Raw genomic sequence first — 26,122 nt, 5'->3', positions numbered from 1 at the left:
TGCATTGCGATGTTTAAACTGAATTAATACTTTTACTATGATTAACAAAATCATTTCATTTTCCATTAATAACAAGTTTATTATTGGGCTCTTCATAGTGGCACTGGTAGGTACGGGCATTTGGTCTATGGCCACTATAAATCTGGGTTCTGTCCCCGATATTACCAACAACCAAGTACAGGTTATTACAGTAGCCCCAAATTTAGGTACTGAGGATATTGAACAATTTGTTACCTATCCTGTAGAATTGGCAATGGCCAACCTTCCTGACGTTATCGAGCTGCGTTCGGTATCTCGTTTTGGGCTGTCCGTGGTTACCATTGTTTTTAAGGACGAAGCAGGCACCTATCTTCCCCGGCAATTGGTGCAAGAAAAATTGACCGAAGTCGCCGGGGAAATTCCCGAAGGTTTTGGTACGCCTTTTATGGCACCCATTACTACGGGTCTGGGCGAAATATTCCAATACACCTTAAAGGTAAAAGAAGGATACGAAGATAAATACGATGCAATGGAACTTCGTACCATTCAGGATTGGATTGTTAAACGCCAAATGGCATTAGTGCCCGGTGTGGTCGAGGTCAATGCTTTTGGGGGCTATGTGAAGCAGTACGAAGTGGCCATAAACCCTGACAAACTAAAAAGTTTTGGCATTACCATGGGGCAGGTTTTTGAAGCCCTTAAGGTGAACAATGCCAATACAGGCGGTGCCTATATTGAAAAAAACCATCAGGCCAACTTTATCCGTGGCGAAGGTTTGGCCCGTAGCCTTGAAGATTTGGAAAATACGGTGGTTACCACCCAAAATGGAACACCTGTTCTGGTACGTGATATCGCTGAGAAAGTGGGCTATGGGAATCAGGTACGTTATGGGGCGTTTACCCAAGATGGCCACGAATCCGTGGGAGGTCAGATTTTGATGTTAAAGGGAGAAAGCCCAAGTAATGTGATCAATAATGTAGAAAAACGAATTGACGAGATACAAAAATCGCTTCCCGAGGGCGTTTATATTGAACCGTTCTTAAGCCGTGCCGAACTTATAGCCAGGACCACAAGTACGGTAGAGAAGAACTTGATTGAAGGTTCATTGATTGTGATCTTTGTGCTTGTACTGCTCTTGGGGAGTTTACGTGGCGGATTGATTACCGCTTCGGTAATCCCGTTATCATTACTCTTCGCATTTATCCTGATGAAACAGTTCGGCGTATGGGCAAATTTAATGTCCCTTGGTGCCATCGATTTTGGTATCATCGTGGATGGTGCGGTCATTATCGTGGAAGGTATGGTATTGCATATCCATCAACGGATGAAAAAATCCAATACACCCATAGACCAGGCAGAAATGGACGAGATGGCCTATGAATCGGGAAGTACGATGATGAACTCTGCCTTTTTCGGTCAGCTTATCATTCTTATCGTATTTACACCAATCCTTTTCCTTACCGGAGTTGAAGGAAAAATGTTCCGTCCCATGGCATTTACCTTTGGTTTTGCCGTACTTGGGGCGATTATCCTCTGCCTTACCTACGTACCTATGGTTTCGGCCTTGTTCCTGAAACCTGCAAAAAACCCAGACCATTGGTTCGCCAAATTTGAAAACAAGATTGATAGGTTCAGTGATAAAATCATGGCAGGGTTAAACAAAGTGTATAAGCCATTGCTGTCGTTTGCATTGCGTTTTAAGGCTGGTATTGTTTTAGGGGCAGTTGCTTTACTGGCAATCGCAGGATTTATATTCAGCACTATGGGTGGTGAATTTATCCCAAAGCTGGATGAAGGCGATATTGCCATGCAGGCCCTGATAAAACCGGGCAGTAGCCTTGCCGAATCTATTGAAGCTTCAAAAAAACTACAAAATCTGGTAAATGAATTTCCCGAAGTGAAGACCATGATCTCGAGGATCGGGGTGGCCGAAATCCCCACCGACCCCATGCCCATGGACATTGCCGATAGTTACATCATCCTTGAAAAGGATAAGAGCAAATGGACCAGTGCGGGGAGCAAGGAAGAACTCATAGAAAAAATAAAGGAAAAGATTTCGGTTATCCCCGGCGTTAACTTTGTGTTTACCCAACCCGTAGAGCTCCGTTTCAATGAACTGTTGACGGGTGTGCGGGAAGATGTTGCCATCAAGATCTATGGTGAGGACCTGGATGTTCTGGCCGAAAAGGCACAGGAAATGGCGGCAATCATACAAACCGTAGATGGCGCTGGTGATGTACGGGCGGAAGCGACCAGTGGCCTGCCACAGATGACCGTTGTCTATAACCGGGCAAAGATGGCGCAATACGGGGTTACCATTGACAAGCTCAACGATTATGTGAGCGCCGCCTTCGCAGGGGAATCGGCAAGTGTCATATTCGAGGGCGAAAAGCGCTTTGACGTGGTCATCCGTCTGGCCGAGGCCTATCGAAAGGATATCAACAACCTTAAAAACCTGTACATAGACCTGCCCAGTGGTAACCAAGTGCCCCTAAAGGAATTGGCGGATATCAGCTATAAACCTGGGCCCATGCAGATTTCCAGGGACAATACCTACCGGCGAATCTATGTGGGGGTAAACGTTCGGGGCAGGGATGTCAAGTCCATGGTCGAGGAGGTTCAGCAAAAGCTCGATGCCCAGTTGAAACTGCCCCCGGGCTATTATATAACCTATGGCGGTTCTTTTGAGAACCTTCAAAGGGCGACCGACCGATTAATGATCGTAGTGCCTATTGCACTGTTCCTAATTTTCATATTGCTCTACTTTGCTTTGAGCTCGTTCTCACAGTCGGTAATGATTTATATGGCAGTACCCCTGGCAGCCATTGGTGGCGTGTTTGCCCTTTGGATACGGGGAATGCCATTCAGTATTTCCGCAGGAGTCGGATTTATCGTGCTTTTTGGTGTGGCAGTATTGAACGGACTGGTACTGATAAACAAATTCAATGATTTAAAAGAAAGTGGTATGACAAATTTAAAAGACAGGATCTACGAGGCAACCCACGAGCGCTTACGCCCTATATTGCTTACGGCAACGGCGGCCATTATGGGCTTTATCCCAATGGCGATTTCTACTTCCGGTGGTGCAGAAGTGCAGCGACCATTGGCAACCGTTGTTATTGGTGGCTTGATTACGGCAACCTTTTTAACATTGGTGGTAGTCCCGGTACTTTATAGTTGGTTGGAATCCCGTAAGGAGCGTAGAAATAATGGTGACGATACGGGTTATATCAAAAAAAACCAAGCCATCATTACAGTTTTATTGTTGGTTGGAGGATTTTTATCATCTGGTAACGTATCGGCCCAAAATAATCCCATAGCTCAAACCTTAACTTTAGATGAAGCTATAGTAATGGCAAGGGAAAATTATCCCACCCTTAAGGAAGGGCAAGCGTTCATAGACAGGGAAAAGGCCTTGAAGGGCACCAGTTTTGACCTTGGCAGCACGTTTCTATATGCCGGCAGGGAAGACCAAGGCCTGAATCAGGGAAGACTGCGTACCTTCGGGGTGCAACAGGGCAACATTGACCTGCTCTCCGGGTTTTCAAAATCCAGGTTCTATAAGGAACGCACCAAGCTGGGCGAGAAATTCTATGACCTTAGTGAGCAACAACTGGTTCGGGATGTGATGCAGGCCTATTATGAGATTGCCTACAATAAGGCCCGCTTGAAGCTTGCCGAGCGGCTGGACAGCATTTATGCCGATTTTGAAAGCGCAGCCAAATTAAGGTACGATAGCGGTGAGACCGGAAAACTCGCCTATATTTCGGCTACCTCGGAGTACCAACAAATACAGGTGTTAAAGCAACAGTCCTATGATGATATCGAGATTGCCAAAAGGGCATTGAAGCAATATCTGGGAATCGATGGTTCCATTGATACGATGGATGGGCCTTATGGGATCATAAACCCAATATCGGTTGTGGACACTTTGGATATAAGCAATAACCCGTTGCTGCAGTTCGACCTTCAGAACGCAGCAGTGGGCAAAGCGAACGTAAAGGTCGAAAAATCCCAGTTCCTGCCAAAGTTCAGCCTGAGTTATGACAATCTCAAGTATAATGATTTTACAGGGTTCAATGCCTATCAGGCGGGCATCAGCATCCCTTTGTGGTTCCTTCCGCAAAAAAACAGGGTAAGGGCGGCCAAGGCAGATGCCATGGTGGCCGAAAACCAGTATTTGACACAAAAGGCTACCACCGAGAGCCTGGTCTCCCAACTGTACAAAGCCCAGGACAAAACGTTGAAGTCGTTGAGGTACTATGAAGAAGCGGCACTGCCACTGGCAGAGGAACAATTGACCACTGCCGAACTGGCAAACAAGGAAGGTGAGATAGATTACATTAGCTATATCACGATTTTAAACAGTGCCATCAACATCAAAATAAACCATTTGGATTTCATCAACCAGTATAACCAACAGGCCATTGAGCTGCAATATCAATTGGGCAATCTATAATCTTAAAAAGAAAGAAAAATGAAGAATATACTATTAGTTAGTACCGTATTGTTTACACTTACGTTTCTGAGCTGTAACGATGCCCCAAAATCCGAGCTTGGGCATAACGAAACGGAAGGCGTATCAAAAACCGAAGCACCTGGAGAAGATGCGCACGGCGAAGAGGGTCACGACGAAGAAGAAGGTGGCCACGAGGAAGAGGGAGTTGTTGAACTTACAAAACAACAGGCCGAAACCATCGGTCTGGAAACAAAACCTTTGGAGGAGCGGAATTTGGGGAACAATATTAAGGTAACAGGAACACTCGAACTCTTCCCACAGGACAGGGCGAACATTAGTCCCTTTATCGGTGGAAATGTGAGTTCCATAAAAGTAGTACCTGGAGATAACGTAAGAAAAGGCCAGGTGTTGGCCTATATAGAACACCCGGATATCATCGCCATGCAACAGGAGTACCAGGAAAAAAACGATGAACTTGTTTTCCTTAAACAGGATTTCGAGCGAAAGCAGACTCTTTACGACAAAGGGGTTTCCTCTGGCAAGGAATTCCAAATGGCGCAATCCAAATTCCGTTCCACCACTTCCAGTGTAAACGGCCTAAAATCCAAATTGCGCTTGTTGGGACTGGACCCTTCCAAAGTGGCCGAAGGGGAGATCTATTCTGCTATCCCCATTATCACGCCCATTAGTGGCTATGTGGGCGAAGTAATGGTAAGCCTGGGGGATTACGTGGCCCCACAATCCAAAATGTTCTCGATAAGCGATAATTCAAAAATCTATGTCAATTTCAAAGTATATGAAAAGGACATCAAGCAGGTCAAGGAAGGGCAACAGATATATTTTTCAACAGCCTCAAAACCTAATGAATTGTTAAAGGCCACCGTGCGTTCCATAGGCCAGACTTTTGAGAGCGATCCCAAGGCCATAGAGGTATTGGCAGATATTGAAAATAAGGACAAAGACCTTTTGCCCGGAATGTATGTGGAGGGAAGAATCGTGCAAGGAGAAAAATCAGGCTTTGCTGTTCCCGAGGAAGCCATTGTCCAGGAAGGTGAACAGTCTTATATCTTCATCGTGGATGAGGATGAAGAACCTGTTGAAAATAAAATGAAATATAAACGCATCCCCGTGAGTACGGGGGTCAACGATCTGGGCTTTGTAGAAGTTAACCTGCCTGCAGGAACACCCGAAAATATCAAAATAGTAACAAATGGAGCCTATACCCTTTCTTCGGAAATGGTTAAAGGCGAATTGGAGCACGGACATTAATTCTCTAAAAATCAAAGGTTTTGATTCCGGGTTTGTTTATCGTCTTAATTGGTTAGTTAAAAATTAGAAAACAGGCTCGGTTCAAAATCGATTAAAAATTTAAAAATTTTAAAAATGAAAGAAATAAAAGCATTTGTAAAACCGAACAGGATACAAAGGGTCATCGAAGCCCTTAGCGATAACGGTTTTAAAAGTATGACGCTCTCACAAGCAGAGGGCACCGGGGCGTTCAAGGCAAAAGGAGCAAGACCCTCCCTTGATTTTAATATTACCGATAGCCCGGTGGTAAAAGTGGAGTTGGTATGCCAAAATGAGGAAGCACAAGCGGCAATCGATATTATTACGGAAAACGGTAAAACGCCCGACCCAGGGGACGGTATCATCTATTTATCGGATATAGAGGATGCCTTCCAGATCAAAACAGGAAAATCCCTTAAACGCTACGATCTGTAATCCTTTTAAAATGGAAAAAATTGTCAAAAAACTGGAAAGCAAGGGAATACGGCCCACACCGATGCGACTGTTGACCTATAAAAAGTTACTGCAAAGCGAGGTAGCCATCAGTTTGGGAGAGCTAGAGAATTTTTTCGAGATATCCGAAAGGAGCACCCTTTTCCGGACGATGAAAACATTTGAGGAAAAAGGCATCGTACATCAGATAGAGGATGGTACGGGCATTATGAAATATGCGCTCTGTGAGGAAGACTGTGAATGTGAGGTGGGCAACGACCTGCACCTGCATTTTCATTGCACTAGGTGCAACGAGACCGTTTGTTTGACCGACCGTAAAATCCCGCAGGTAAACCTGCCCCAAGGATATATGGCAGAGGATATCAATCTGGTCGTAACGGGAGTATGCAATAAATGCAATGGCAATTTGGAGTAACCTTTAAGGACAATAATATCAAAAGAATACGACGATGATAGCAATCTATAAAAAAGACCAAATCTTATATACCATCGCAGATCAAGAGCTGGATGCCGATGATGGGGCGACCTTAGTCAAGGCCCTGAATGAACATTTGAAAAGCAATGAACTGGCCGCTTGGTATATGGAAATGGAGCCTCGCAAAAAAGGAGTGAAGAAAAGCAGCGGTGAGAGGTTGGATATTTCCTTTCCCGAAGAAGCACGGCTTAAGAAAATAGCCTTGGTGGGCGAAAAAACATGGCAAGAACGGTTTACCGAATCGCTATTGCCGTTTAGTGAAGCCCACATAAAATATTTCGGACCTGAAGATGGAAACATGGCCAACAACTGGCTCGAACAAACAAGCAATAGCAATAGTAACTGAAACATGAATCTTTAAATCTAGAAAATTATGATGGACGATTGGTATTTTGGGGGAATGCACTGGATATGGTGGGGGTTATGGATAATCCTCATCTTCTGGATATTCCTGATTCCCTACCCCACACCGGGACAGAAAAACAGAAAGGACAGGGCAATGGAAGCCCTGAGGGAGCGGTACGCCCGCGGCGAAATCGACGAAGAGGAGTTTGAGAAACGCAAGACGTTCCTGTTAAAGGACAAAAAATAACAGTGTTTTGCTTTTGACCGAACGACCATAACACCGTTATCTATGCAAAGAAGAAAAATAGGGATATGGCTTTTGGCAGGCTTTGCCTTTGGGGTCTTTATACTGCAACCCTTGGGCCTATCCCTTTTTCTCTTTGACCGGTCGGGCGATTCCGGTCACTGGCCAAGCTATCTTGGCGAGGCTTTTGAAACCGTATGGGGTTTTACCGATGTTGACCAAGTCCTTAAAAACCTGTTGTTCGGAATATTGGGAAGCAGCCTTGCCTTGATGGTCTTTTTCAGAAAAAAGATTTTTCAACTGAACAGGAAACGGATGGATGGGCAAACCCTGCTGGAACTCATTAAAAAAGGCGAGAATGATTTGGTGGAGTTCAAATCAAGTCTGCGATGGGATTTACGTCAATCCAAAGTGAATAAACAGTTGGAATTTGTAATTATCAAGACCATAGCGGGTTTTATGAACACCAACGGTGGTAATTTGCTTATAGGAGTAGACGATAACGGCAACATCCTCGGTCTAAACCAGGATTTTGACACCTTGAAAAAACCTGACACAGATGGTTTTGAGCAATACCTGATGCAGTTGGTATCTCTGAAAGTGGGTGCCCATTTGTGTATGGCAGTAAATGTATCTTTTTACAGATATGGAGAAAATGACGTGTGCTACATAGAAATAGCCCCGGCCAAAATACCGGTCTATCTAAGTCAGGACGGGAGGTCACGGTTTTATATACGCACAGGCAATGCCACGCGCGAACTCGATTTGCCCGAAGCCATCTTGTACTTAGGAAAAGAGAAGGCACTTTATAATTAAAAAAAGTAAGTGTAAAGCCAATGGATATTTGCACTTACAATGCACTAATAATAATATTAATTTTAAAAGATGTTACAGATTACAGACATAAAGAGCGAAAATGTGGTTACCACAAAGGCTAGCGGTAAACTCAACCAGTACGACTTTGAAAAAATACATCCGCTTATCCATAGTATTCTTGAAAAAGGATTAAAGGTTCGGTGGTATTTTGAGATGAACGATTTTCAAGGCTGGCATATAGATGGGCTATGGAAAGATTTTACTAAAGATGTTGACCACGAAAAGGAGTATGAAAAAATAGCATTGGTCGGCGAAAAAAAGTGGCGAAAGTGGGCATCAGAATTTATGAAACCGTTTTGCAATGCCGAAATCAAATATTTTGGTTCAGACCAAAAACAGGAAGCCAAAATATGGATTGAAAGTGACTGATGACAGGTATTGGCTGGTTAATAAAAGAATAAACTAAAAGATATATTGATATGGGATTTTTAAAACATTTATTTCGAGGCTTTCAAAACGGAGGCCATCATTCCCGCGGACATCACAATAAACGCGGTTATGATTATAGGGAAGATAATTCAGGTTCAAAAGTTATGATACGTTGCACAGCCTGTGGTGAGAAAAATGATGAAAATGCAGCCTTTTGTAAAAAGTGCGGTTCACCTTTAGGCAAGTCCAACTGTAGCAATTGTAACGAGAGTGTGCCAGTCGAGGCAAAATTTTGCCCCAATTGTGGCACTGAAAGAAAATAATGATAGTGCAATACAGTAAAGAATTGAAGTTCAATAGTTGTATTAATAGCAGGCAGCTTTTATGATGCTTTTTTAAAGCAAAATGATTGATAGCATTAAAAGCTAAAGTAGAAGCTACTTTTTTTAAATTATACAATTAAAGATGGATATTATGAATGTTAAACACTTTATTTTAATAATCTTGTTGGTTAGCTATTTTAATGGTAGTGCCCAAAAAATTTACAGTACAAAAGAAGGCCACATTGAGATAATGGCAATGCTTGATAGTGTCCCCTTTAAGGCAGAAAGCCATAGCTTGGCATTATACCTTGACTATGATTCCAAAGTGGTCAGTGGTGTCCTCGACCTTAAAACGCTATCGACCAACAACCCTGAAATTAAAGCTATGCTGGCAGGGGAGGAAGACCCCTTAATGCTTCGGTTTACCGGTACGGTGCCTTCTGTTGATTTTTTGTCAAAACGGCACGACCCTATCGACTTTAATTGGCTGATAGATGTTACTTATCAAGGAAAAGCCTTTAAATCACAATTTAAAGCAACCATTACACATATTGAACAAGGCGTAAGTATGTCGTGTTTGATAAGTGCCAGAGGACAGGTTTTGGTGGCTGATACAGGCTTGGATTCCATCATAAAAGGTATCGATGATGCCATAGAAGTGCAGTTTGCACAAATGGTTTTAAAATTGGACAACCAGTAATTTAACAAATAAAAAATGCTCTTAAACAAACGTATATCCATATGGTCCTTTCTTAAATACATTAAGTATGATATTTTATTTATTGTGTTTTATGCCATAACTATGGGTATTTTAGACCAATTCGGTTTTCTAAGTAAAATTTCGATACCTATAGCCGTTACAGGGGTTTTTGGTACTGCCGTAGCCTTGTTACTGGGGTTTCGGACAAACCAGGCCTATGAACGCTGGTGGGAAGCCAGGATTATCTGGGGAGCCATTGTCAACGATTCTCGTACTTTGGTGCGACAGAGCATTACCTTTTATGATAAGAAGGATGACCAGTATGAATTTAGGATTAAAGAAATAGTTTTACGACAAATTGTGTGGTGCTATGCACTGGGTGAGTCCTTAAGGAAAGTGGACTTTTCCCCTAAGGTAGCCGGCTATTTAAAAATTCAGGACATTAATTACCAAAATGTTCCCAATGCTATTCTATTAAAACATTCTGAAGCCTTATCAGAATCCCTTAACGATAAGGTGGTCAATAAATTCCAACAGGTACAGATTGACAGCACAATTGCGCGCCTCTGCGATTCAATGGGCAAATGTGAAAGGATCAAAAACACGGTTTTTCCTAAGGCACATAGCCTTTTGATACACCTTATTATTTATGTTTTTGCCACAATGCTTCCGTTTGGTTTGTCCGATAATTACCTCTCTGTGGAAATTGGCCTTACCATCGCTATCCCTATCATCTTTATAGCCATTGAGAAGACCTCGATTTTAATGCAGGACCCCTTCGAAAATAATCCAATGGATACGCCTATGACCGATCTGGCCCAAACTATTGAAATTAATCTAAAGCAGATGATAGGTGATGAGGACATCCCCGAGAAAAAGAAACCTGAAACATATTACGTTTTATGATATGGATTTGCAAACTGAAATAACGCTGATTCCCAGATTATTGGTTGCCTTGTTACTGGGTTTCTTGATTGGGCTTGACCGGGAAATTCATGGTCACGACGCTGGCATAAGGACCTATGCTTCCGTTTGTTTGGGAGCGGCACTATTAACTATCATCAATACACATATTGAAGTGGCAGACCAAACCAGAATTGTCGCCAATATTGTTTCTGGAATTGGTTTTTTAGGAGCGGGTATTATTTTTAGGGACAGTTCAAAGAATACCATATCAGGGTTAACAACGGCCGCTACCATCTGGGCCAGTGCTGGTGTTGGCATTGCCATAGGATATGGGATGTACCTAATCGGCATAACCAGTACCTTTCTGATTATACTCCTGCTGGTTTCCCATCATTTTCCATTTTTTAAAAAGAAAAAACGATGAAAGGAATAGTAAAACCCGACGGAATGTATTTTATACCAACGTTGGAATGGGACACAATACAATTAAACGTGACCCGGTATGGGGGAGTTCGCTTCGGGATAATTGCACACCCTTTGCACGGTTATTTTATTTAGATTGACTAAAATTTATAAAAATGCTACAGAAAATAAACTTAGAACAGGAAAATCTCATTGCCGCTAAAATCAGCGGGAAACTTACGGAACAGGATATGCGTAAGCTGCACCCGCTTATTCATAATATCATAGAAAAAGGCCATAAAGTGGATTTCTATTTTGAAATGGAAGATTTTGAAGGTTATACCCTTAAAGGCTTTTGGGAAGACCTAAAGATTGATTCGGCACACTTGGGAGATTATGGTAAGATGGCCTTTGTTGGCAATAGGAAATGGCAGGAATGGGCAGCCAAGGCAACCGATTTTTTTACAAAGTCTGAAGTTAAATATTTTGATATTAAATATAAGGAACAGGCAATGGCTTGGGTCTCAACAAAAGGATGAAAAAGAAAAAACTACAGCTACGGGAGCTAAAAGGGAAACAGTCCTCTGTAATTTCAGCAAGCGAAAAAAAGTTCAAAACCTATCTGCCGGCAATTTTCAGCTTTGTGATGCTCATAGTTGGTATTGCCATTGACTATTTCGACGCCTTTCCTTCCTTTCAGGGATGGGTCAGGATTGTGTGGTACACGGTGGCCTACATCCCTGTTGGCTTTCCCGTCATCAAGGAGGGATGGGAAAGTATTAAAAATGGCGATTTCTTTACAGAATTTTTCCTAATGTCCATCGCAACCTTGGGAGCATTTGCCATAGGCGAATATCCAGAGGGCGTTGCCGTGATGTTGTTCTATGCCGTGGGCGAACTGTTCCAAAATGCTGCCGTAAACCGTGCCAAAGGAAACATCAAAGCACTCCTGGACGCACGACCCGATGAAGCATTGGTTTATAAAAATGGGGATTTTGTTTCGGTCAATCCAGAAACTGTTGAGATTGGTGAAAAAATTCAGGTACGCGTGGGCGAAAAAATTCCTTTGGATGGGGTTTTACTGTCCGAAAAAGCATCGCTGAATACAGCTGCCATTACTGGCGAAAGCAAACCCTACACCATAATACAGAACGAAAAAGTCTTTGCGGGAAGCATCAATCTCGACGGTGTCATAAAAGTAGAAACCACCAAGGAATTCAAGGACAGTTCCATCGCCCGTATTCTGGAGATGGTACAGAATGCCACGGCCCGGAAATCAAAGACCGAATTATTTATCAGAAAGTTCGCCAGGATTTATACGCCCATCGTGGTTTTCCTTGCTATCGGACTCACTTTGTTACCATACTTTTTTGTCGATGAATACGTGTTTAGGGATTGGCTATACCGAGCTTTAATTTTCCTGGTGATTTCCTGCCCTTGTGCCTTGGTCATTTCCATTCCACTGGGCTATTTCGGAGGTCTGGGTGCGGCATCGCGCAACGGAATCCTGTTCAAAGGTGCATCTTTTCTCGATGCGATGACCAAGGTAAATACCGTGGTGATGGACAAGACGGGTACAGTTACCAAAGGGGTCTTAAAGATTAAGGAAGTGGTGACCAAAAATAACTTCGCGCCTGCCCTGAGCGCAGTCGAAGGGGAAGTGGAATTTATGCAATACCTGATGGCGATGGAAGAACAATCCACCCACCCCATTGCAAAGGCAATTCTGGAATACAAGGCGGAAGGTGCTGATTTTAAGGCATCCGAAGTTTATGAAGTTGCCGGTAAGGGATTAAAGGGCATAGTCAACCATAAGGAGGTCTTGGTCGGCAACAAAGCTTTGATGACTTCCAATAATGTTGATGTTCCCCCTGAAACCGATGTGATAGTCGAATCTATAGTGATAGTTGCCATCGATGGAAAATTCGCAGGCTATGTGACCATTGCCGATGAATTGAAGGAAGACGCGTATCACACCATTCAACAGATTCGGGAGGCCGGAATAGCTAAAATCATAATGCTCTCTGGAGACAAGGATTCCATAACCCAACAAGTTGCCAAGGAACTGAATATTGATTGGGCCAAGGGTGGACTGCTACCGGAAGATAAACTGAACGAAGTCGAGAAACTCAAAACACAACCCGATACGACCGTAGCTTTTATGGGCGACGGTATCAATGATGCTCCCGTACTTGCTGCAAGCGATGTGGGTATCGCAATGGGTGGTTTGGGCAGTGATGTGGCCATAGAGACCGCAGATGTCATCATTCAGACCGACCAGCCGAGCAGGATGGCCCGAGGTATCCAAATTGGACGCTCAACACGCCGCATCGTATGGCAAAATATTGGTCTTGCTTTTGGGGTAAAAGGGATTTTCCTGGTTTTGGGTGCCATTGGCCTGGCAACGATGTGGGAAGCCGTTTTTGCCGATGTAGGGGTTTCGTTCGTGGCCATTCTCAATGCAATACGTTTGCAAAAAATGAATTGGAAATAATAAAAGTATTACCCTTTAAACAAAATACAAGCCCAAAAGTGGATTAAATCTTAATTAACGATAACAAAACCATTAATAATATGAAAGACAAGGAAAATCATAACAAAGACGATGGCCACAACCACGACCACGGCGGCATCTTCGGCAAAAACACAGAACTCTATTTTGCGATTTTAAGTGGGGTCACACTAATTACAGGTTTCCTGTTGGAAAAGTATACGGGGATTTCAGCCAACATCCATTTTGGGCTCTATATCGCAGCCTACTTTTTTGGTGGCTTTTTTACCCTGAAAGAGGCCGTTACCAAAGTGGCCAAGGGCGAATTTGAAATCGATTTCCTGATGCTGGTAGCAGCTGCGGGGGCGGCCTATCTGGGCGAATGGGCAGAAGGTGCCTTGTTGCTGTTCCTTTTTAGTCTGGGTCACGCATTGGAAAACTATGCAATGGGCAAGGCAAAAAAGTCCATTGCGGCACTGACCGACCTCGCTCCAAAAACAGCCCTTCTCAAGAAAGATGACGATACCGTTGAAGTGGGTATTGAAGAACTACAGGTGGGCGACATCATCGTGGTACGCCCCAACAGTAAAATATCTGCCGATGGTGTTATTGTAAAGGGCAATAGTAGTATAGACCAGTCACCCATTACCGGGGAGAGCGTTCCGGTGGACAAAACACCGATAGAAAATCCGGATAAGGAGTACACCTCAAAAAGTGATATCCCGGATGAGAACCGTGTTTTTTCAGGAACCATCAATGGCAACAATACCCTCGAAATAAAGGTTATCAAAGAGGCAAAAGATTCTACCCTCAACCGCTTGGTCACTATGGTTCAAGAGGCCCAGGACCAAAAATCGCCCACACAATTATTGACAGACAAGTTTGAGCGGTACTACGTGCCATCGGTAATCTTATTGGTCATAGTATTAAATTTTGCTTTTTTGGTCATCGATGAAACGTGGAATGAAAGCCTGTACCGTTCCCTGGCGGTACTTGTGGCAGCCAGTCCTTGTGCCCTGGCCATTTCTACGCCATCTGCTGTATTGAGTGGTGTGGCAAGAGCAGCACGAGGCGGGGTTTTGATAAAAGGCGGTCGCCCCTTGGAAGACTTAGGGGTACTTACCGCTCTCGCTTTTGACAAAACGGGAACACTTACCGAAGGAAAACCAAAGCTTACCGACGTCGAAAGTTTTGGCAGTATAGATAAAAAGGAACTGTTGGAAATCGCGATTGCGGTTGAGGAACTGAGTGACCATCCCCTGGCAAAGGCTGTTGTAAGGGATGGGATGGAGCGGCTTGGGAAGGACACCAAAATTCCCGATGCCGATGATTTGGAAGCCGTACAGGGCAAGGGCATAAAGGCAAACTATCAAGGGAATTCCATTTACATAGGCAACCTTGAGCTTTTTGAGGATATTGATAAAGGTGTTCCCAGCGATGTATCAGAAAAGGTAAGAGCGCTTGAAGGGGAAGGAAAGACCACGATGCTAATAAAAAGGGGCAATGAATTTATAGGGATGCTGGGGCTAATGGACACGCCACGGGAAAAAGCCAAGGAAACCCTTGCCCAACTAAAGGAAATAGGCATCAAGAAAATGATAATGCTTACCGGCGACAACCAGAAAGTAGCCGACGCTGTAGCCGAGGAAATCGGTTTGACCGAAGCTCGCGGAAGTCTGCTTCCCGAAGAAAAAGTGGAGGCCATCAAAAAACTTGCGGAACAGGAAAATAAACTGGCAATGATAGGTGATGGGGTCAATGATGCCCCTGCTATGGCAAACAGTACCGTTGGTATTGCAATGGGTGCGGCGGGAAGCGACGTGGCTTTAGAGACCGCAGATATAGCACTAATGGCAGACAAACTGGAAACCTTGCCTTTTGCCATCGGTTTGAGCAGAAAAGCGAAGGCGATAATCAAGCAAAACTTATGGGTTAGCTTGGGGGTTGTTGCCCTTTTAATTCCTGCGACCATAATGAGCTGGGCAAGTATCGGCATAGCCGTGGCGGTTCACGAAGGCTCTACGTTGGTAGTGGTGGTCAATGCATTGCGTTTGCTCGCCTATAAAAAATAAATCCAATAAAGGAGATTGCCTTTGAATCAAGATTAAAAAATGAACAAAACGGAAAAAATATTGTCAAGTCACGGTATTCGCCCTACTCAAATGAGGTCCAAGATATACAGGTATCTGAGAAGGAAGCAAAGTGCCGTGTCCTTTTCCGATTTAAAAAAGGTCTTTGCCGAAAAGAGCGAAACCAATAAGACAGCAAACAGAACGACCTTTTATCGCAACCTTAAGATTTTTGAGGAGAAGGGACTTATTCATCAGATTAATGATGGAACCGGAGTGGCAAAATTTGCAATTTCTGATGAAAACGTTAAAGGTAAATATGGTTCGGATTTACATCTGCATTTTCATTGTACCGAATGTAAGAAAACAATCTGTTTGCCAAATAAAATACCGGAAGAAAGTTTACCAAGTGATTATAAAATAAACGATGTCAACTTGGTATTAAAAGGGATATGCGTGAAATGTAAGGAAAAATAACAGGTGGGAGTTCCAGAACTTTGAACCCTTGCGCCCAAGAGGCAAGTTCAAGGTTCTTCCACCTTATTTAACCAAAAAAATACAATTATGGAAAAATATGATATAACAATTATTGGTTCCGGTCCAGGTGGCTACATGTGTGCCATACGTGCTGCACAACTGGGCTTTAAAGTGGCCATAATCGAAAGGTACAGTACCCTTGGCGGCACTTGCCTTAACGTGGGTTGTATCCCTTCAAAAGCCTGGCTGGAAGCATCGGAACATTACCACAAGCTCAAACACCAATTCGAGGATTTCGGCATTGATGTCAAGGAGGCGAATGTAGATATTGTAAAAATGAACCAAAGGGTTCAAGACGTCGTGGGGGAAATCATCAACGGGGTAGCCTACCTGATGAAAAAGAACAAGGTTACCGTTTATGAAGGCCACGGAAACATCAAGGACAAAAACACCATTGAAATTAAGGGCGAGGACAAAACACAAACCATAGAAACCGATAAAATGGTCATCGCCACCGGGTCAAAACCTGCATCCTTGCCCAACATAGAAATAGATAAAAAAAGGATTATTTCCTCTACGGAAGCGCTTGCCCTTAAAGAAATCCCCAAACACTTGATGGTCGTTGGAGGTGGTGTCATTGGGGTCGAGATAGGTTCGGTTTTCGCCAGGTTAGGTTCAAAGGTTTCCATCGTAGAGTATTTTGATGGGCTTATTTATACAATGGACAAATCCGTAGGGCATCAATTGTACAGGTCCCTAAGAAAACAAGATATCGAGTTCTATCTGGAACACAAGGTCACAAAAGCTGTGGCAGCAGATGATAAAGTAACCCTTACGGCACAGAACAGGAAAGACGACAAGGAAATGCAGTTGGAAGGCGACTATTGCCTGATGGCCATTGGGAGAAAACCTTTTACATCAGGCTTGGGCCTTGCAAACGTGGGAGTGGAAACCAACGAAAAAGGACAAATAAAAGTAGACGATAACCTGGAAACCAATGTAAAAGGGGTCTATGCCATTGGAGATGTAGTCCGAGGTGCGATGCTCGCCCATAAGGCCAGTGAAGAAGGTGTTTTTGTGGCCGAACGCATTGCGGGACAAAAGCCGCACATCAATTATTCCCTCATACCAAACATTGTCTATACACAGCCCGAAGTAGCCGGCGTGGGACTTACCGAAGAGGAACTTAAAGAAGCAGGAAGGGCTATAAAAACGGGCACGTTTCCCTTTAAGGCCAATGCACGGGCCAAGATAAGTATGGACACCGATGGCTTTATAAAAGTGATTGCAGACAAGGAAACCGATGAAATTTTGGGCGTTCATATGATAGGTCCGCGCATAGCCGATAGTTATACGGAAGCTGTCGTGGCGATGGAATTCAGGGCAGCGGCAGAGGATATTGCCAGAATGTCCCACGGACACCCCACATTTTCAGAAACCTTTAAGGAAGCCTGCTTGGCTGCTACCGAAGACAGGGCGTTGCATATATAAAATTATAAAAAAAACGAAGATGAAGAAAATTCAAAAACTAACCCAAGAAATCAACGAATTGACCCTAAGGATTGAACACGAATATCCCGAACTCTATCGGTATTTGGATGAGAACCCCATAACGATTCCCGTAGATGATGAAGCAAAACCGACCATTAAATCGTTCGCTGATTATTTGGAGAGCTTAAAATCGATTTTGGAAAAATATATGGAATCCCATAGTAAGTAAAGATTTAAAAGACCAAACGTAGAATTTAATACAGATTATTTAAATGTCCACTATAAACAAAAGCACTTTTAAGGTAAGTCAAATGGATTGCCCTTCAGAAGAACAGATGATACGGATGAAACTGGAGTCAAATCCTCAAATCAAATATCTGGACTTTGACATTCCGAATAGGAAATTAGATGTGTACCATCAAGGGAATGCCCAAGAAATAAACGTGGAATTGGGTGCATTAAAGTTGGGGGAAAAACTTTTGGGAACAGAAAAGGCGGAAGCACCTAATACTGAAGATGAGACCAAACAAAAGAAGATACTCTGGTGGGTCTTGTACATCAATTTTGGTTTTTTTGTTATCGAAATGACTACGGGTTGGATTTCTTCCTCGATGGGTCTAATTGCCGATTCACTGGATATGCTGGCCGATTCCATTGTATATGCATTGAGCCTTTTTGCCGTAGGCGGCGCTATTTCCAGAAAAAAGAAAGTGGCGAAATTCAGTGGCTATTTTCAGATGGCGTTGGCCCTGCTGGGATTTTCGGAAGTCGTGAGAAGGTTTTTGAGTAGTAGCGAAACCCCTTTGTTCCAATGGATGATTATCGTTTCCATTTTCGCCCTTATCGGCAACCTCGTTTCCCTATGGTTGATAAACAAGGCCAAAAGCAAGGAAGCGCATATGCAGGCAAGTGCCATCTTTACCTCAAACGACATTATTGTGAACGGCGGGGTAATACTGGCAGGGGTGCTGGTTTATTTTTTAGACAGTAAATGGCCCGATTTGGTCATAGGCGGTATTGTATTTGCCTTTGTGATGCGTGGGGCCATTAGAATTTTAAAATTGTCCAAATAACGTATTGGGAAGAAAAGAAATAGCAAAAGAAAGATTTTGGAAAGGAATCCAAATGCCATATCCCGAATAGGACTCAAAACTACCCTCGTAGGTATTTTGATCAGTGCATTATTGGCATTGATCAAAGGTTTGGGCGGGGTGTTCGGGCATTCTTATGCCCTTATTGCCGATGCGATCGAATCCGGGGCGGATGTGCTGACATCCGCACTATTATGGGCCGGGTTGAGATGGTCGTCAAGGCCACCGGATGAAAACCATCCCTACGGACACGGTAAGATAGAGGCCCTGGTGGCGGTGGGTATTGCCATAGCCCTAACCATTGCAGGTGGTATAATCATAAGGGACAGCATCGACCATATTCTGGTACCCCACAAAACTCCTGCACCCTTCACACTCTTCATACTGGTATTTGTTGTCCTCACGAAAGAGGCGTTGTATCGCTATGTCATGAAAACAGGTGATGAAATCAATAGTTCGGCCGTCAAGGCCGATGCATTTCACCATAGGAGTGATGCCATTACGTCGATAGCCGCTTTTATAGGGATTTCCATAGCATTGATCGGTGGCGAAGGGTTTGAGATAGCGGATGATTTCGCGGCACTCATTGCAGCGGGCATTATTCTGTTCAATGCCTATAAAATAGCTAGGTCATCGGTAAGGGAGTTGCTGGACGAAGCTGTGGAGCCCGAATTTCGAAATGAGGTTATCCGACTGGCCGAAGCCGTTCCTGAAGTGGTAAGGGTAGAGCGCTGCCATTCCCGAAAGATGGGAACGGCCTTTCATATCGATATGCATATTTGGATCGATGGGGAATTAACTGTGACCGAGGGCCATGATATTGCACACAAAGTAAAGGAGAGATTGTTCAGGTCATATTCCGAGATACTTGACGTGCACATCCATATCGAACCTAGCAAAGAGAGAAATGTTAAAATGACAGAATTATGAACATATGGCCATGGGTACTCGTTTTGGGCCTAGCGGCCTGGGCAGCACACTGGGGTGCGGATCGATTGTTGACTCCTTTAAAGTTGCTCCGCAAGCAATGGGGGCTTACCGCATCCGCTGGAGCCGCTTTTCTTGCCCTTGTAACGGCCAGTCCTGAAGTTGCCATCAATATAACCAGTGCGGCACGGGACGTTTCCGATATTGGCCTGGGCAACTTATTGGGTTCCAATATTATTTCCATTCCCTTGATGGTGACCATAGCTTATTTTGCTTCCAGGAAACAATTCAAGAACAACAAGGAACATCAAGAACATCTTGATAAAAACATTCTGGCGTTGAACAAACGTTCGGTTTCCGTACTGTCCCTTCCTTATCTGGGCATTATCGCCCTTGTGGCCATTTTAACTCTGCCAAAGCCCTGGCGTGGCCTGCAACCTGTGGACGGGTGGATTATGCTGGCGGCCTATGCTGCGTTCTTGACCCACGCAATCATAAAAGGCAAGGAAAAGGGCAAAAAAGTAGAATGGAACAAAAAACAGGTCTGGTTATCGATTGCCGGGGCCTTTGCGATAGCAGTTGGCGCTTTTTTCATAGTGAAGGCGACCGAAAATATTGTTTCTGCCCTAAATATTTCTGAAATCGTGGGAGGCCTTTTCATCACGGGCATAATGACCACGGCACCGGAAATATTCAAGACCTGGAGCGTGGTAAAAGGGGGCGAGGTGACAGCGGGCACCACCAGTGTTATTGCAGACAATGCCGTAACGATGACGGTGGCATTTTTTCCGCTGGCTTTGGTAACCACCCCCATTGAGGACTTTGAACTGTTCTGGGTCAACCTGGCCTTTGTCGGGCTTATGCCACTGCTTTACACACTATTTGTGCATCAAAGCAAGGAACTGCACGGTTTCTCTCGTTGGCAGATTTTTGTATTTGATGCGGCATATATAGTTTATTTACTGGTCATGGTTTTTTACGTGTTGAAACTTTTTTGATAGATGAAAGACGAACTTTTTAAAGATTGCTCGATGAGGCTCAATATGCTGGATGAAAACATCCACAAATTGGCCGTAAAGTATGCTAAAGAATACTATACGACAAACCAATGCTCCAAGGAGGAAGCCCTTGAACGCGGCATTGTAAAAGCAGAGATGGAAGGGCGAAAGCTCTAAAAAAAGTATACAATATGGACTGGACATTTGAAGATTTCAAAACAAAACTTGATGGCCTACAGCCGTCAGTTCGGAAGAAGGCCCTCAAAATTGCACAAGAATTGGTAAAGGAGAATGGGTATTCTCGTGAGAAGGCCATTACGGAGGGAATCAAACGTGCAGAAGAATGGTTTTATGACCTTAGGGGATAGCATTGGTGCGTTGATTTTAGTAAAGCACAGTATAATATGTCACGGGAAAGAAGAAAGCGGAGACTAGAGGAAAAAAAGGGGAATTCAATAAACAGGAAAGTAAGAACCAGAAAGGAGAAAGGGTATTGCTTGTTGGTTTTTGTGGCAATGTTCCTTGCGGTGCTGACAATTGCCTTTTTAGATGCCATTCTATATGGTTTTTACCTGCTTTTCAATTGAATAATTAAACCTAAAAAGAAAGATTAATGAAGTCAAATCAATAAAAACAAAATGATATGAAAGATAAAGGAATTTTAATACCCGTAGATTTCACACAGGTTTCAGAAAATGCGGTGAGCTACGCAATTGGGCTAGCACAAAAATTGAAATCAAAACTGGTTTTTGTCCACGCCTATTCAGTGGCATATCCATCCGGTACGCCCATCGGGATGGCAACTATGGCACACAATGTAACAGATACCACAGCATCACAAGAAAAACTCAATAAAGAAAAATTGGATAAGTTTCTAAGAGGCTTTCCTGAACTGGACAAGTTGGAATTTCAAGCAATTGTCGGTTTCGGGGCAACGGTCGATGTGATTTCTGGCCTGGCTAAGGAAATGAATACCAGTCTTGTCGTTATGGGTACCAAGGGCACGGCTTCGGGATTTGATGAAATTTTTATTGGAACCGTTACCGAAAAGGTGACACAAAAGGCGCCTTGTCCAGTACTGGCCGTACCTGAAGATGCCAGCTATACTGCATATAAGCGTATCGGGGTCGCAGTGGATACGGATAGTATGGATAATAGAATAGATTTTGAAATATTGTCCAGATTATTGCAAAACTATAATGCACAGTTGCACTTTGTACATATAGCGGACAAACAGGAAAGAGTGCCGGAGAAAGCATTTATTCGTGAAAGATTTGGCAAACTTCTTGTACCTAAGCAATGGTTCTTTACAGTTATCGAGGAAGACAAACCCGAAGAGGGTATCGATGAATTTTTGACTGAAACCCCAATAGACCTATTGGTTTTGCTTTACAGGGAACACGGATTTTTTGAGGCACTTTTCAAAAAGGGGCTAAGAAAAAAAATGCTGTATGCCTCCAAGGCCCCACTGCTGATAGTTAAGTAGCTTTTCTACCTATGTGATACTCTAGTAAATATTAGGTATAGCTTACTATGCGAAATTATCGTGCTCATTCTGGGCGCAGGTGGATTGGCTACCATGTGGGAAGCAGTCTTTGCGGATGTGGGCGTGGCGTTATTGGCGATTTTTAATGCGGTGCGGTTGCAGCGGATGAAGTGGGCATAAGCCCATAGTAAATATCGAAATATAAATTTTCATTCTGGCCAACCGACATTTCCCACAGTACGGGATTTTCATAATTAAATCAACAAACCCTTTAAGGTTTAACCACTTCTTTATTGAAGAATTTTACATCTATATTTAGACTTATCTAAAAATATATTTTATTTGGAATAAATATCATTATAGTAATGTCTAAAATCATTCATTTCTTTATTGGCCTGTCTTTAATCGCTCTATTTGGCTGTGAAAATTTGGGTCCGGAAGAACCTATGGAATTTGAGCTGTTGGACGGGCCATTGGACGGATTGTCCTTAAGCGAGCAACAACTGTTTTTAGCAGGGGATATAGCTTTTAACGATGATGTTTTCACGGTTGAAAAAGGTCTTGGCCCCTTGTTTGTTGGCACCAGCTGTGCAAGTTGCCATTCAGGGGATGGCAAGGGTCATCCTTTCAATCAACTAATCAGATTCGGTAACAATGACTTGAACTTACCCTCGATGTTATCCTTCGGTGATGGCAGGAACCAAATTCAAAATAAAGCCATACCGGGTTTTGAACCGGAGACCGTGCCTGAAGGCTTCCCATTTTCCATTTTGGTCGCTCCGGCGGTAACGGGATTGGGTTTGTTGGATGCTGTCCCTGACGCGAATATTTTGGCTCTCGCAGACCCTTCTGATGCAAATCAAGACGGTATTAGTGGAAGACCTCACTACAATATTCCTCCTGAATTCACCAAGATTCGGAATAATAGTGTTCCCCAGGGCAACAATTATATCTTCAGGTTTGGAAAGAAAGCGGGTAGTTATGATTTGTTGCACCAAAGCGTCAGCGCATATAACCAGGACATAGGGATTACATCTCTTTATGACCCCATTGACCCGTTCAGTGGACTTGAAGAGGATCTTGAAATTAGTACCCAAACCTTGAACGATGTCGTTTTCTACCTTAAAACCTTAAAAGCACCAATTCCCAGAAATCAAACAGACCCCGATGTCATTGCTGGAAAAGAACTCTTTGAATCGGTACAATGTGCTGTCTGTCACACACCCACGTTGACCACAGGATTTTCCCCAATTGAATCGTTATCCTTTAAGGAATTTCATCCCTACTCGGATTTGTTGTTACATGATGGAAGGGCTTCGAGTATTGAGGAGGCCATTGAATTGCACGGCGGTGAGGCCGATAATTCAAAAGCCCAGTATTTGTCCCTGACCCCAAAAGAAAAATCACAACTGATAAAATTCATTAATTCCCTATAAGTGCATAGAAAAGATTTTATTAAACAATTTGGATATCTGATAGCAGTCCTGCCAGCTTCCTCCGCTTTACTCGGTAGTTGCGCAGGCCTGTATTATGCATCCTTCGTTGAAGAAGGGGGAGTGCTACGAGTTTCAAAGGGGGAGTTTCAACAGGTGAAAGGGGGAAAGCAGATTGAACGTGATTTTGTGGTCATCCAGAGCGATTCCATGCGATACCCCATCGGAATATTCAAAACACAAAACAGTAATTATCTGGCCAGTTTGATGCAATGTACCCATAGGGGCTGTGAACTCAACATTGGCGGCGGCATATTCAACTGTCCATGTCATGGCAGTGAGTTCGACCGTTCAGGCAGGGTTTTAGAAGGGCCGGCCGAAGAAAACCTAAAATCATTTGAAACAACCGCCGATAATGAAAATATCTATGTGCATGGTTCGTAAAATATATGCAGCCCTTGCTTTAATGAACATTTACGTTTTAACCCTTAGCTCGCAAACTAGCGACAGGGACAGTATTAAGGAATCGATGAATATGGATGCGGTTTATGACCGTCCTTTTCTAACTTTCGATAAATTTCCAGTCAATCTGGGCGGTTATCTAGAGGCGAACTCAATCTACAGTATTGAGGACGGATTGTCCGAGGGGCTTTCTTTTCAGGCCCGAAGATTGACCCTTTTTGTCTCGGCTTCTATTTCAAAGCGCATTAAGTTTTTGACCGAATTGGAATTTGAAAACGGGACAGAGGAAATTGCTATTGAATTCGCCTCCATGGACATTGCTTTGCACCCCTTGTTGAACCTTAGGGGAGGCATCGTACTGAATCCAATAGGTTCCTTTAATCAAAATCACGACGGACCAAAATGGGAGTTTGTCGAGCGGCCAGATGTCAGCACCAATTTGTTGCCCGCCACTTTCTCCAATGCCGGATTTGGGATATATGGAAAGGCATATAAGGAAGCTTGGACCTTGGGCTATGAAGCATACCTCACCAATGGCTTTGATACAAGCATTATAGATAAAGAGGGAGAAAGAACATTTTTGGCTTCGGTCAAGGAGAATTCCTCGCGATTCGAGGAGAATTTTAGCGGAAATGCGCTCCTCAATGGAAAGTTGGCCATTAAGCATAGAAAATTAGGGGAATTGGGCATTTCTTATATGGGTGGGGCCTACAATAGGAAAGAAGTTGACGGGCTTCAGGTTGATACACAATCAGGGAGGGTAGATGTTCTTGCCCTGGATTTAAATACTGCCATTAAAAAAACGGGGACAAGGTTTATCGGTGAAATGGCCTACATATGGGTCGATGTTCCGGACACTTTTACCCAGCAGTTTGGTGATCGGCAAGTTGGTTTTTTTGTGGATATTGTCCAACCGGTACTAAAGACCGAAGTATTGGACTGGGAAAATGCCGTACTCAACCTGTCGCTCAGAACGGATTATGTGGACTACAACATTGGCAGGTTTGCCCAGACCAATACGAATGTTGGGGATGATTTATTCGCAATTACACCTGCAATAAGCTTTAGGCCCGCACCACAGACCGTTCTAAGGATCAACTACAGATACCAGTGGCAACAGGATATTCTCAACAATCCTGCCTCAAGAACGGCCACATGGTATTTTGGATTCAGCACCTATTTTTAATAAAATATTTTACATAGCTACTTTGATTTAATATCGGGTAGAATGTATTTAAGTAAAGTGTAATTTTGGAAGAGCAATGGTGGAGAATATTATTTTAGTATTTGCTTAAATAATTATATTTTTTTCAAAAACAATACTATGGCACTTGAATTAAGTTGAGCACGCGACGAGGCCGACCAAAAGCAGCTAATACGTTGTCGCGAAACCTTGGGAACAAACTCAGAGACAATTGTCGAAATCAGCAAAGTGCTAGCCCTGGCCGGTAACGAAACTCGGTTAAAGATACTTTTCTGGTTGAACGAGGAAGGTGAGCTTTGTCCCTGTGATTTTGCCGATATACTTGAAATGAGCGGTGGAAGCGGATGAACGATCGATCTATTCCCAATCTTCCCATATTCCCGGGAGGGTGGAACGGCTAATGGTCAATTTTACAGGGGAGTACATCAAGCAGGGGCAGATCATCGCCTATATTTATTCCCCTGACCTGGTCACTGCACAAGAGGAACTTTTTGAAGCAAGAAAGGTGGCGGACACCCAACCGCAGTTTTTTAATGCCGCCAAGGAAAAATTAAAAAACTGGAAGCTTTCCGACAACCAAATCGCACAGATACTTCAATCCGGGACCGTTAAGGAGGAATTGCCGATACATGCCGATGTTTCAGGCTACGTTACCGAAAAAATGGTAAACCTTGGCGACTATGTCAACAAGGGCAAGGCATTATATCAAATTGCCAACCTGAACAGCGTTTGGGTATTGTTCGATATTTATGAGTCCGACATGCCCTGGGTAAGGAAAGGCGACGAAGTGGTCTTTACCATACCCTCCCTCCCGGGCGAAAATTTTAAAGGCAGGATTTCCTATATCGACCCGGTGATCAATCCCATGACTAGGGTTGCCAAGGCCAGAATCGAGATCGGGAACGCCGGTTTAAGGTTAAAGCCGGAAATGTTCGCTTCCGGAACCGTGAAAGCAAAACAGCCCATTGCATCAGAAGCGATAACCATTCCTAAGTCGGCAGTGATGTGGACCGGGGAACGTTCTGTGGTATACATCAAGAATACCACGTCCAATGGGGTGAATTTTGTGTTGCGCGATGTCACCTTGGGACCATCGTTGGGAAATGGTTTCATTGTCAAGGAGGGTCTGCAAGAAGGGGATGAGATCGCGGTAAATGGGACCTTTAGTATCGACG

Annotated in this window: 29 protein-coding genes; all 29 read left to right on the top strand. The window is 43.6% G+C overall.

From position 1 onward, the window contains the following. The first annotated feature begins 37 nt into the window (after positions 1-37). The gene (locus GTK07_RS16170) at positions 38-4,438 is read left to right on the top strand and encodes a CusA/CzcA family heavy metal efflux RND transporter (protein ID WP_163636277.1); all 4,401 of its coding nucleotides are present in this window, start codon (positions 38-40) and stop codon (positions 4,436-4,438) included. Positions 4,439-4,456: 18 nt separating this feature from the next. Next, positions 4,457-5,707, top strand: coding sequence for an efflux RND transporter periplasmic adaptor subunit (locus GTK07_RS16165; RefSeq protein WP_163636276.1), 1,251 nt, complete (start codon positions 4,457-4,459; stop codon positions 5,705-5,707). Positions 5,708-5,821: 114 nt separating this feature from the next. Further along, entirely contained in the window at positions 5,822-6,160 is a 339-nt protein-coding gene (locus GTK07_RS16160) for a P-II family nitrogen regulator (RefSeq protein ID WP_094998960.1), read from the top strand. Between the two features lie 10 nt (positions 6,161-6,170). Continuing rightward, positions 6,171-6,593: a Fur family transcriptional regulator gene (locus GTK07_RS16155; protein WP_094998959.1), complete on the top strand. Its 423-nt coding sequence runs from the start codon at positions 6,171-6,173 to the stop codon at positions 6,591-6,593. 34 nt (positions 6,594-6,627) lie between these two features. Then, a complete protein-coding gene (locus tag GTK07_RS16150) occupies positions 6,628-6,999 on the top strand; it encodes a SpoIIAA family protein (RefSeq protein WP_094998958.1) in 372 nt (123 codons plus the stop codon). Between the two features lie 27 nt (positions 7,000-7,026). After that, positions 7,027-7,245, top strand: coding sequence for an SHOCT domain-containing protein (locus tag GTK07_RS16145; RefSeq protein ID WP_036383466.1), 219 nt, complete (start codon positions 7,027-7,029; stop codon positions 7,243-7,245). A 42-nt stretch (positions 7,246-7,287) separates the two neighbouring features. After that, positions 7,288-8,058, top strand: coding sequence for an AlbA family DNA-binding domain-containing protein (locus GTK07_RS16140; RefSeq protein WP_163636275.1), 771 nt, complete (start codon positions 7,288-7,290; stop codon positions 8,056-8,058). Positions 8,059-8,127: 69 nt separating this feature from the next. After that, positions 8,128-8,487 (top strand): SpoIIAA family protein, encoded by a 360-nt coding sequence (locus GTK07_RS16135; protein WP_072882268.1) that lies wholly within the window; start codon positions 8,128-8,130, stop codon positions 8,485-8,487. Between the two features lie 50 nt (positions 8,488-8,537). Continuing rightward, the gene (locus tag GTK07_RS19490) at positions 8,538-8,810 is read left to right on the top strand and encodes a zinc-ribbon domain-containing protein (RefSeq protein ID WP_072882269.1); all 273 of its coding nucleotides are present in this window, start codon (positions 8,538-8,540) and stop codon (positions 8,808-8,810) included. Positions 8,811-9,060: 250 nt separating this feature from the next. Beyond that, positions 9,061-9,510, top strand: a complete 450-nt coding sequence (locus GTK07_RS16125; protein WP_235932902.1) for a hypothetical protein — start codon at positions 9,061-9,063, stop codon at positions 9,508-9,510. Positions 9,511-9,525: 15 nt separating this feature from the next. After that, on the top strand, positions 9,526-10,416 hold the full coding sequence (locus GTK07_RS16120) for a bestrophin family protein (protein WP_163636273.1): 891 nt from the start codon (positions 9,526-9,528) through the stop codon (positions 10,414-10,416). 1 nt (position 10,417) lies between these two features. Continuing rightward, on the top strand, positions 10,418-10,840 hold the full coding sequence (locus GTK07_RS16115) for an MgtC/SapB family protein (RefSeq protein ID WP_072882271.1): 423 nt from the start codon (positions 10,418-10,420) through the stop codon (positions 10,838-10,840). 154 nt (positions 10,841-10,994) lie between these two features. Continuing rightward, positions 10,995-11,357, top strand: coding sequence for a SpoIIAA family protein (locus tag GTK07_RS16110; protein WP_072882272.1), 363 nt, complete (start codon positions 10,995-10,997; stop codon positions 11,355-11,357). Further along, entirely contained in the window at positions 11,354-13,312 is a 1,959-nt protein-coding gene (locus GTK07_RS16105; protein ID WP_163636272.1) for a heavy metal translocating P-type ATPase, read from the top strand. The genes GTK07_RS16110 and GTK07_RS16105 overlap by 4 nt, the downstream gene beginning before the upstream one ends. 80 nt (positions 13,313-13,392) lie before the next feature. Next, positions 13,393-15,381 carry a heavy metal translocating P-type ATPase gene (locus GTK07_RS16100; RefSeq protein WP_163636271.1) on the top strand — a complete coding sequence of 663 codons (1,989 nt, stop codon included), beginning with the start codon at positions 13,393-13,395 and terminating at the stop codon, positions 15,379-15,381. Positions 15,382-15,420: 39 nt separating this feature from the next. Beyond that, positions 15,421-15,855, top strand: coding sequence for a Fur family transcriptional regulator (locus GTK07_RS16095; RefSeq protein WP_036383475.1), 435 nt, complete (start codon positions 15,421-15,423; stop codon positions 15,853-15,855). Positions 15,856-15,942: 87 nt separating this feature from the next. After that, positions 15,943-17,346, top strand: coding sequence for a dihydrolipoyl dehydrogenase (lpdA, locus tag GTK07_RS16090; protein WP_036383477.1), 1,404 nt, complete (start codon positions 15,943-15,945; stop codon positions 17,344-17,346). A 19-nt stretch (positions 17,347-17,365) separates the two neighbouring features. Continuing rightward, complete coding sequence (locus GTK07_RS16085) at positions 17,366-17,575, top strand: hypothetical protein (RefSeq protein ID WP_036383480.1); 210 nt, start codon at positions 17,366-17,368, stop codon at positions 17,573-17,575. Positions 17,576-17,618: 43 nt separating this feature from the next. Then, on the top strand, positions 17,619-18,419 hold the full coding sequence (locus GTK07_RS16080; RefSeq protein WP_036383482.1) for a cation efflux transmembrane domain-containing protein: 801 nt from the start codon (positions 17,619-17,621) through the stop codon (positions 18,417-18,419). 36 nt (positions 18,420-18,455) lie between these two features. Beyond that, positions 18,456-19,367, top strand: coding sequence for a cation diffusion facilitator family transporter (locus tag GTK07_RS16075; RefSeq protein ID WP_081894367.1), 912 nt, complete (start codon positions 18,456-18,458; stop codon positions 19,365-19,367). Then, a complete protein-coding gene (locus tag GTK07_RS16070; RefSeq protein ID WP_036383486.1) occupies positions 19,364-20,362 on the top strand; it encodes a sodium:calcium antiporter in 999 nt (332 codons plus the stop codon). Before GTK07_RS16075 ends, GTK07_RS16070 begins: the two co-directional genes overlap by 4 nt. A gap of 3 nt (positions 20,363-20,365) precedes the next feature. Next, a complete protein-coding gene (locus tag GTK07_RS19200) occupies positions 20,366-20,539 on the top strand; it encodes a hypothetical protein (protein ID WP_164732281.1) in 174 nt (57 codons plus the stop codon). A 14-nt stretch (positions 20,540-20,553) separates the two neighbouring features. After that, positions 20,554-20,730 (top strand): hypothetical protein, encoded by a 177-nt coding sequence (locus GTK07_RS19195; RefSeq protein ID WP_162987829.1) that lies wholly within the window; start codon positions 20,554-20,556, stop codon positions 20,728-20,730. Between the two features lie 275 nt (positions 20,731-21,005). After that, positions 21,006-21,848, top strand: a complete 843-nt coding sequence (locus GTK07_RS16065; protein WP_036383490.1) for a universal stress protein — start codon at positions 21,006-21,008, stop codon at positions 21,846-21,848. Between the two features lie 365 nt (positions 21,849-22,213). Continuing rightward, positions 22,214-23,284, top strand: coding sequence for a di-heme oxidoredictase family protein (locus GTK07_RS16060; protein WP_051947306.1), 1,071 nt, complete (start codon positions 22,214-22,216; stop codon positions 23,282-23,284). Beyond that, complete coding sequence (locus GTK07_RS19420) at positions 23,285-23,725, top strand: QcrA and Rieske domain-containing protein (RefSeq protein WP_036383492.1); 441 nt, start codon at positions 23,285-23,287, stop codon at positions 23,723-23,725. Next, positions 23,715-24,929 (top strand): hypothetical protein, encoded by a 1,215-nt coding sequence (locus tag GTK07_RS16050; RefSeq protein WP_225604827.1) that lies wholly within the window; start codon positions 23,715-23,717, stop codon positions 24,927-24,929. The genes GTK07_RS19420 and GTK07_RS16050 overlap by 11 nt, the downstream gene beginning before the upstream one ends. Positions 24,930-25,136: 207 nt before the next feature. Further along, the gene (locus GTK07_RS16045) at positions 25,137-25,295 is read left to right on the top strand and encodes an ArsR/SmtB family transcription factor (protein ID WP_203583825.1); all 159 of its coding nucleotides are present in this window, start codon (positions 25,137-25,139) and stop codon (positions 25,293-25,295) included. Positions 25,296-25,335: 40 nt separating this feature from the next. Next, on the top strand, positions 25,336-26,122 hold a 787-nt coding region (locus GTK07_RS16040), incomplete at its 3' end, for an efflux RND transporter periplasmic adaptor subunit (RefSeq protein ID WP_313790820.1).

The organism is Flagellimonas sediminis, from assembly GCF_010500845.1.
In the GTDB taxonomy this organism is placed as follows: domain Bacteria; phylum Bacteroidota; class Bacteroidia; order Flavobacteriales; family Flavobacteriaceae; genus Flagellimonas; species Flagellimonas sediminis.
Note: the sequence above shows the minus strand (reverse complement) of the source record. Positions and strands in the feature narration are given on the sequence as shown.

Bases quoted from the DNA above. Each gene is read 5' to 3' on its own strand.
- GTK07_RS19490 (WP_072882269.1), top strand. From the start codon at position 8,538: ATGGGATTTTTAAAACATTTATTTCGAGGCTTTCAAAACGGAGGCCAT.
- GTK07_RS16170 (WP_163636277.1), top strand. From the start codon at position 38: ATGATTAACAAAATCATTTCATTTTCCATTAATAACAAGTTTATTATT.
- GTK07_RS16100 (WP_163636271.1), top strand. From the start codon at position 13,393: ATGAAAGACAAGGAAAATCATAACAAAGACGATGGCCACAACCACGAC.
- GTK07_RS16125 (WP_235932902.1), top strand. From the start codon at position 9,061: ATGGCAATGCTTGATAGTGTCCCCTTTAAGGCAGAAAGCCATAGCTTG.
- GTK07_RS16160 (WP_094998960.1), top strand. From the start codon at position 5,822: ATGAAAGAAATAAAAGCATTTGTAAAACCGAACAGGATACAAAGGGTC.
- GTK07_RS16165 (WP_163636276.1), top strand. From the start codon at position 4,457: ATGAAGAATATACTATTAGTTAGTACCGTATTGTTTACACTTACGTTT.
- GTK07_RS16105 (WP_163636272.1), top strand. From the start codon at position 11,354: ATGAAAAAGAAAAAACTACAGCTACGGGAGCTAAAAGGGAAACAGTCC.
- GTK07_RS16095 (WP_036383475.1), top strand. From the start codon at position 15,421: ATGAACAAAACGGAAAAAATATTGTCAAGTCACGGTATTCGCCCTACT.
- GTK07_RS16120 (WP_163636273.1), top strand. From the start codon at position 9,526: ATGCTCTTAAACAAACGTATATCCATATGGTCCTTTCTTAAATACATT.
- GTK07_RS16140 (WP_163636275.1), top strand. From the start codon at position 7,288: ATGCAAAGAAGAAAAATAGGGATATGGCTTTTGGCAGGCTTTGCCTTT.
- GTK07_RS16060 (WP_051947306.1), top strand. From the start codon at position 22,214: ATGTCTAAAATCATTCATTTCTTTATTGGCCTGTCTTTAATCGCTCTA.
- GTK07_RS16085 (WP_036383480.1), top strand. From the start codon at position 17,366: ATGAAGAAAATTCAAAAACTAACCCAAGAAATCAACGAATTGACCCTA.
- lpdA (WP_036383477.1), top strand. From the start codon at position 15,943: ATGGAAAAATATGATATAACAATTATTGGTTCCGGTCCAGGTGGCTAC.
- GTK07_RS19195 (WP_162987829.1), top strand. From the start codon at position 20,554: ATGGACTGGACATTTGAAGATTTCAAAACAAAACTTGATGGCCTACAG.
- GTK07_RS16135 (WP_072882268.1), top strand. From the start codon at position 8,128: ATGTTACAGATTACAGACATAAAGAGCGAAAATGTGGTTACCACAAAG.
- GTK07_RS19200 (WP_164732281.1), top strand. From the start codon at position 20,366: ATGAAAGACGAACTTTTTAAAGATTGCTCGATGAGGCTCAATATGCTG.
- GTK07_RS16050 (WP_225604827.1), top strand. From the start codon at position 23,715: ATGGTTCGTAAAATATATGCAGCCCTTGCTTTAATGAACATTTACGTT.
- GTK07_RS16145 (WP_036383466.1), top strand. From the start codon at position 7,027: ATGATGGACGATTGGTATTTTGGGGGAATGCACTGGATATGGTGGGGG.
- GTK07_RS16150 (WP_094998958.1), top strand. From the start codon at position 6,628: ATGATAGCAATCTATAAAAAAGACCAAATCTTATATACCATCGCAGAT.
- GTK07_RS16115 (WP_072882271.1), top strand. From the start codon at position 10,418: ATGGATTTGCAAACTGAAATAACGCTGATTCCCAGATTATTGGTTGCC.
- GTK07_RS16155 (WP_094998959.1), top strand. From the start codon at position 6,171: ATGGAAAAAATTGTCAAAAAACTGGAAAGCAAGGGAATACGGCCCACA.
- GTK07_RS16080 (WP_036383482.1), top strand. From the start codon at position 17,619: ATGTCCACTATAAACAAAAGCACTTTTAAGGTAAGTCAAATGGATTGC.
- GTK07_RS16065 (WP_036383490.1), top strand. From the start codon at position 21,006: ATGAAAGATAAAGGAATTTTAATACCCGTAGATTTCACACAGGTTTCA.
- GTK07_RS16070 (WP_036383486.1), top strand. From the start codon at position 19,364: ATGAACATATGGCCATGGGTACTCGTTTTGGGCCTAGCGGCCTGGGCA.
- GTK07_RS16110 (WP_072882272.1), top strand. From the start codon at position 10,995: ATGCTACAGAAAATAAACTTAGAACAGGAAAATCTCATTGCCGCTAAA.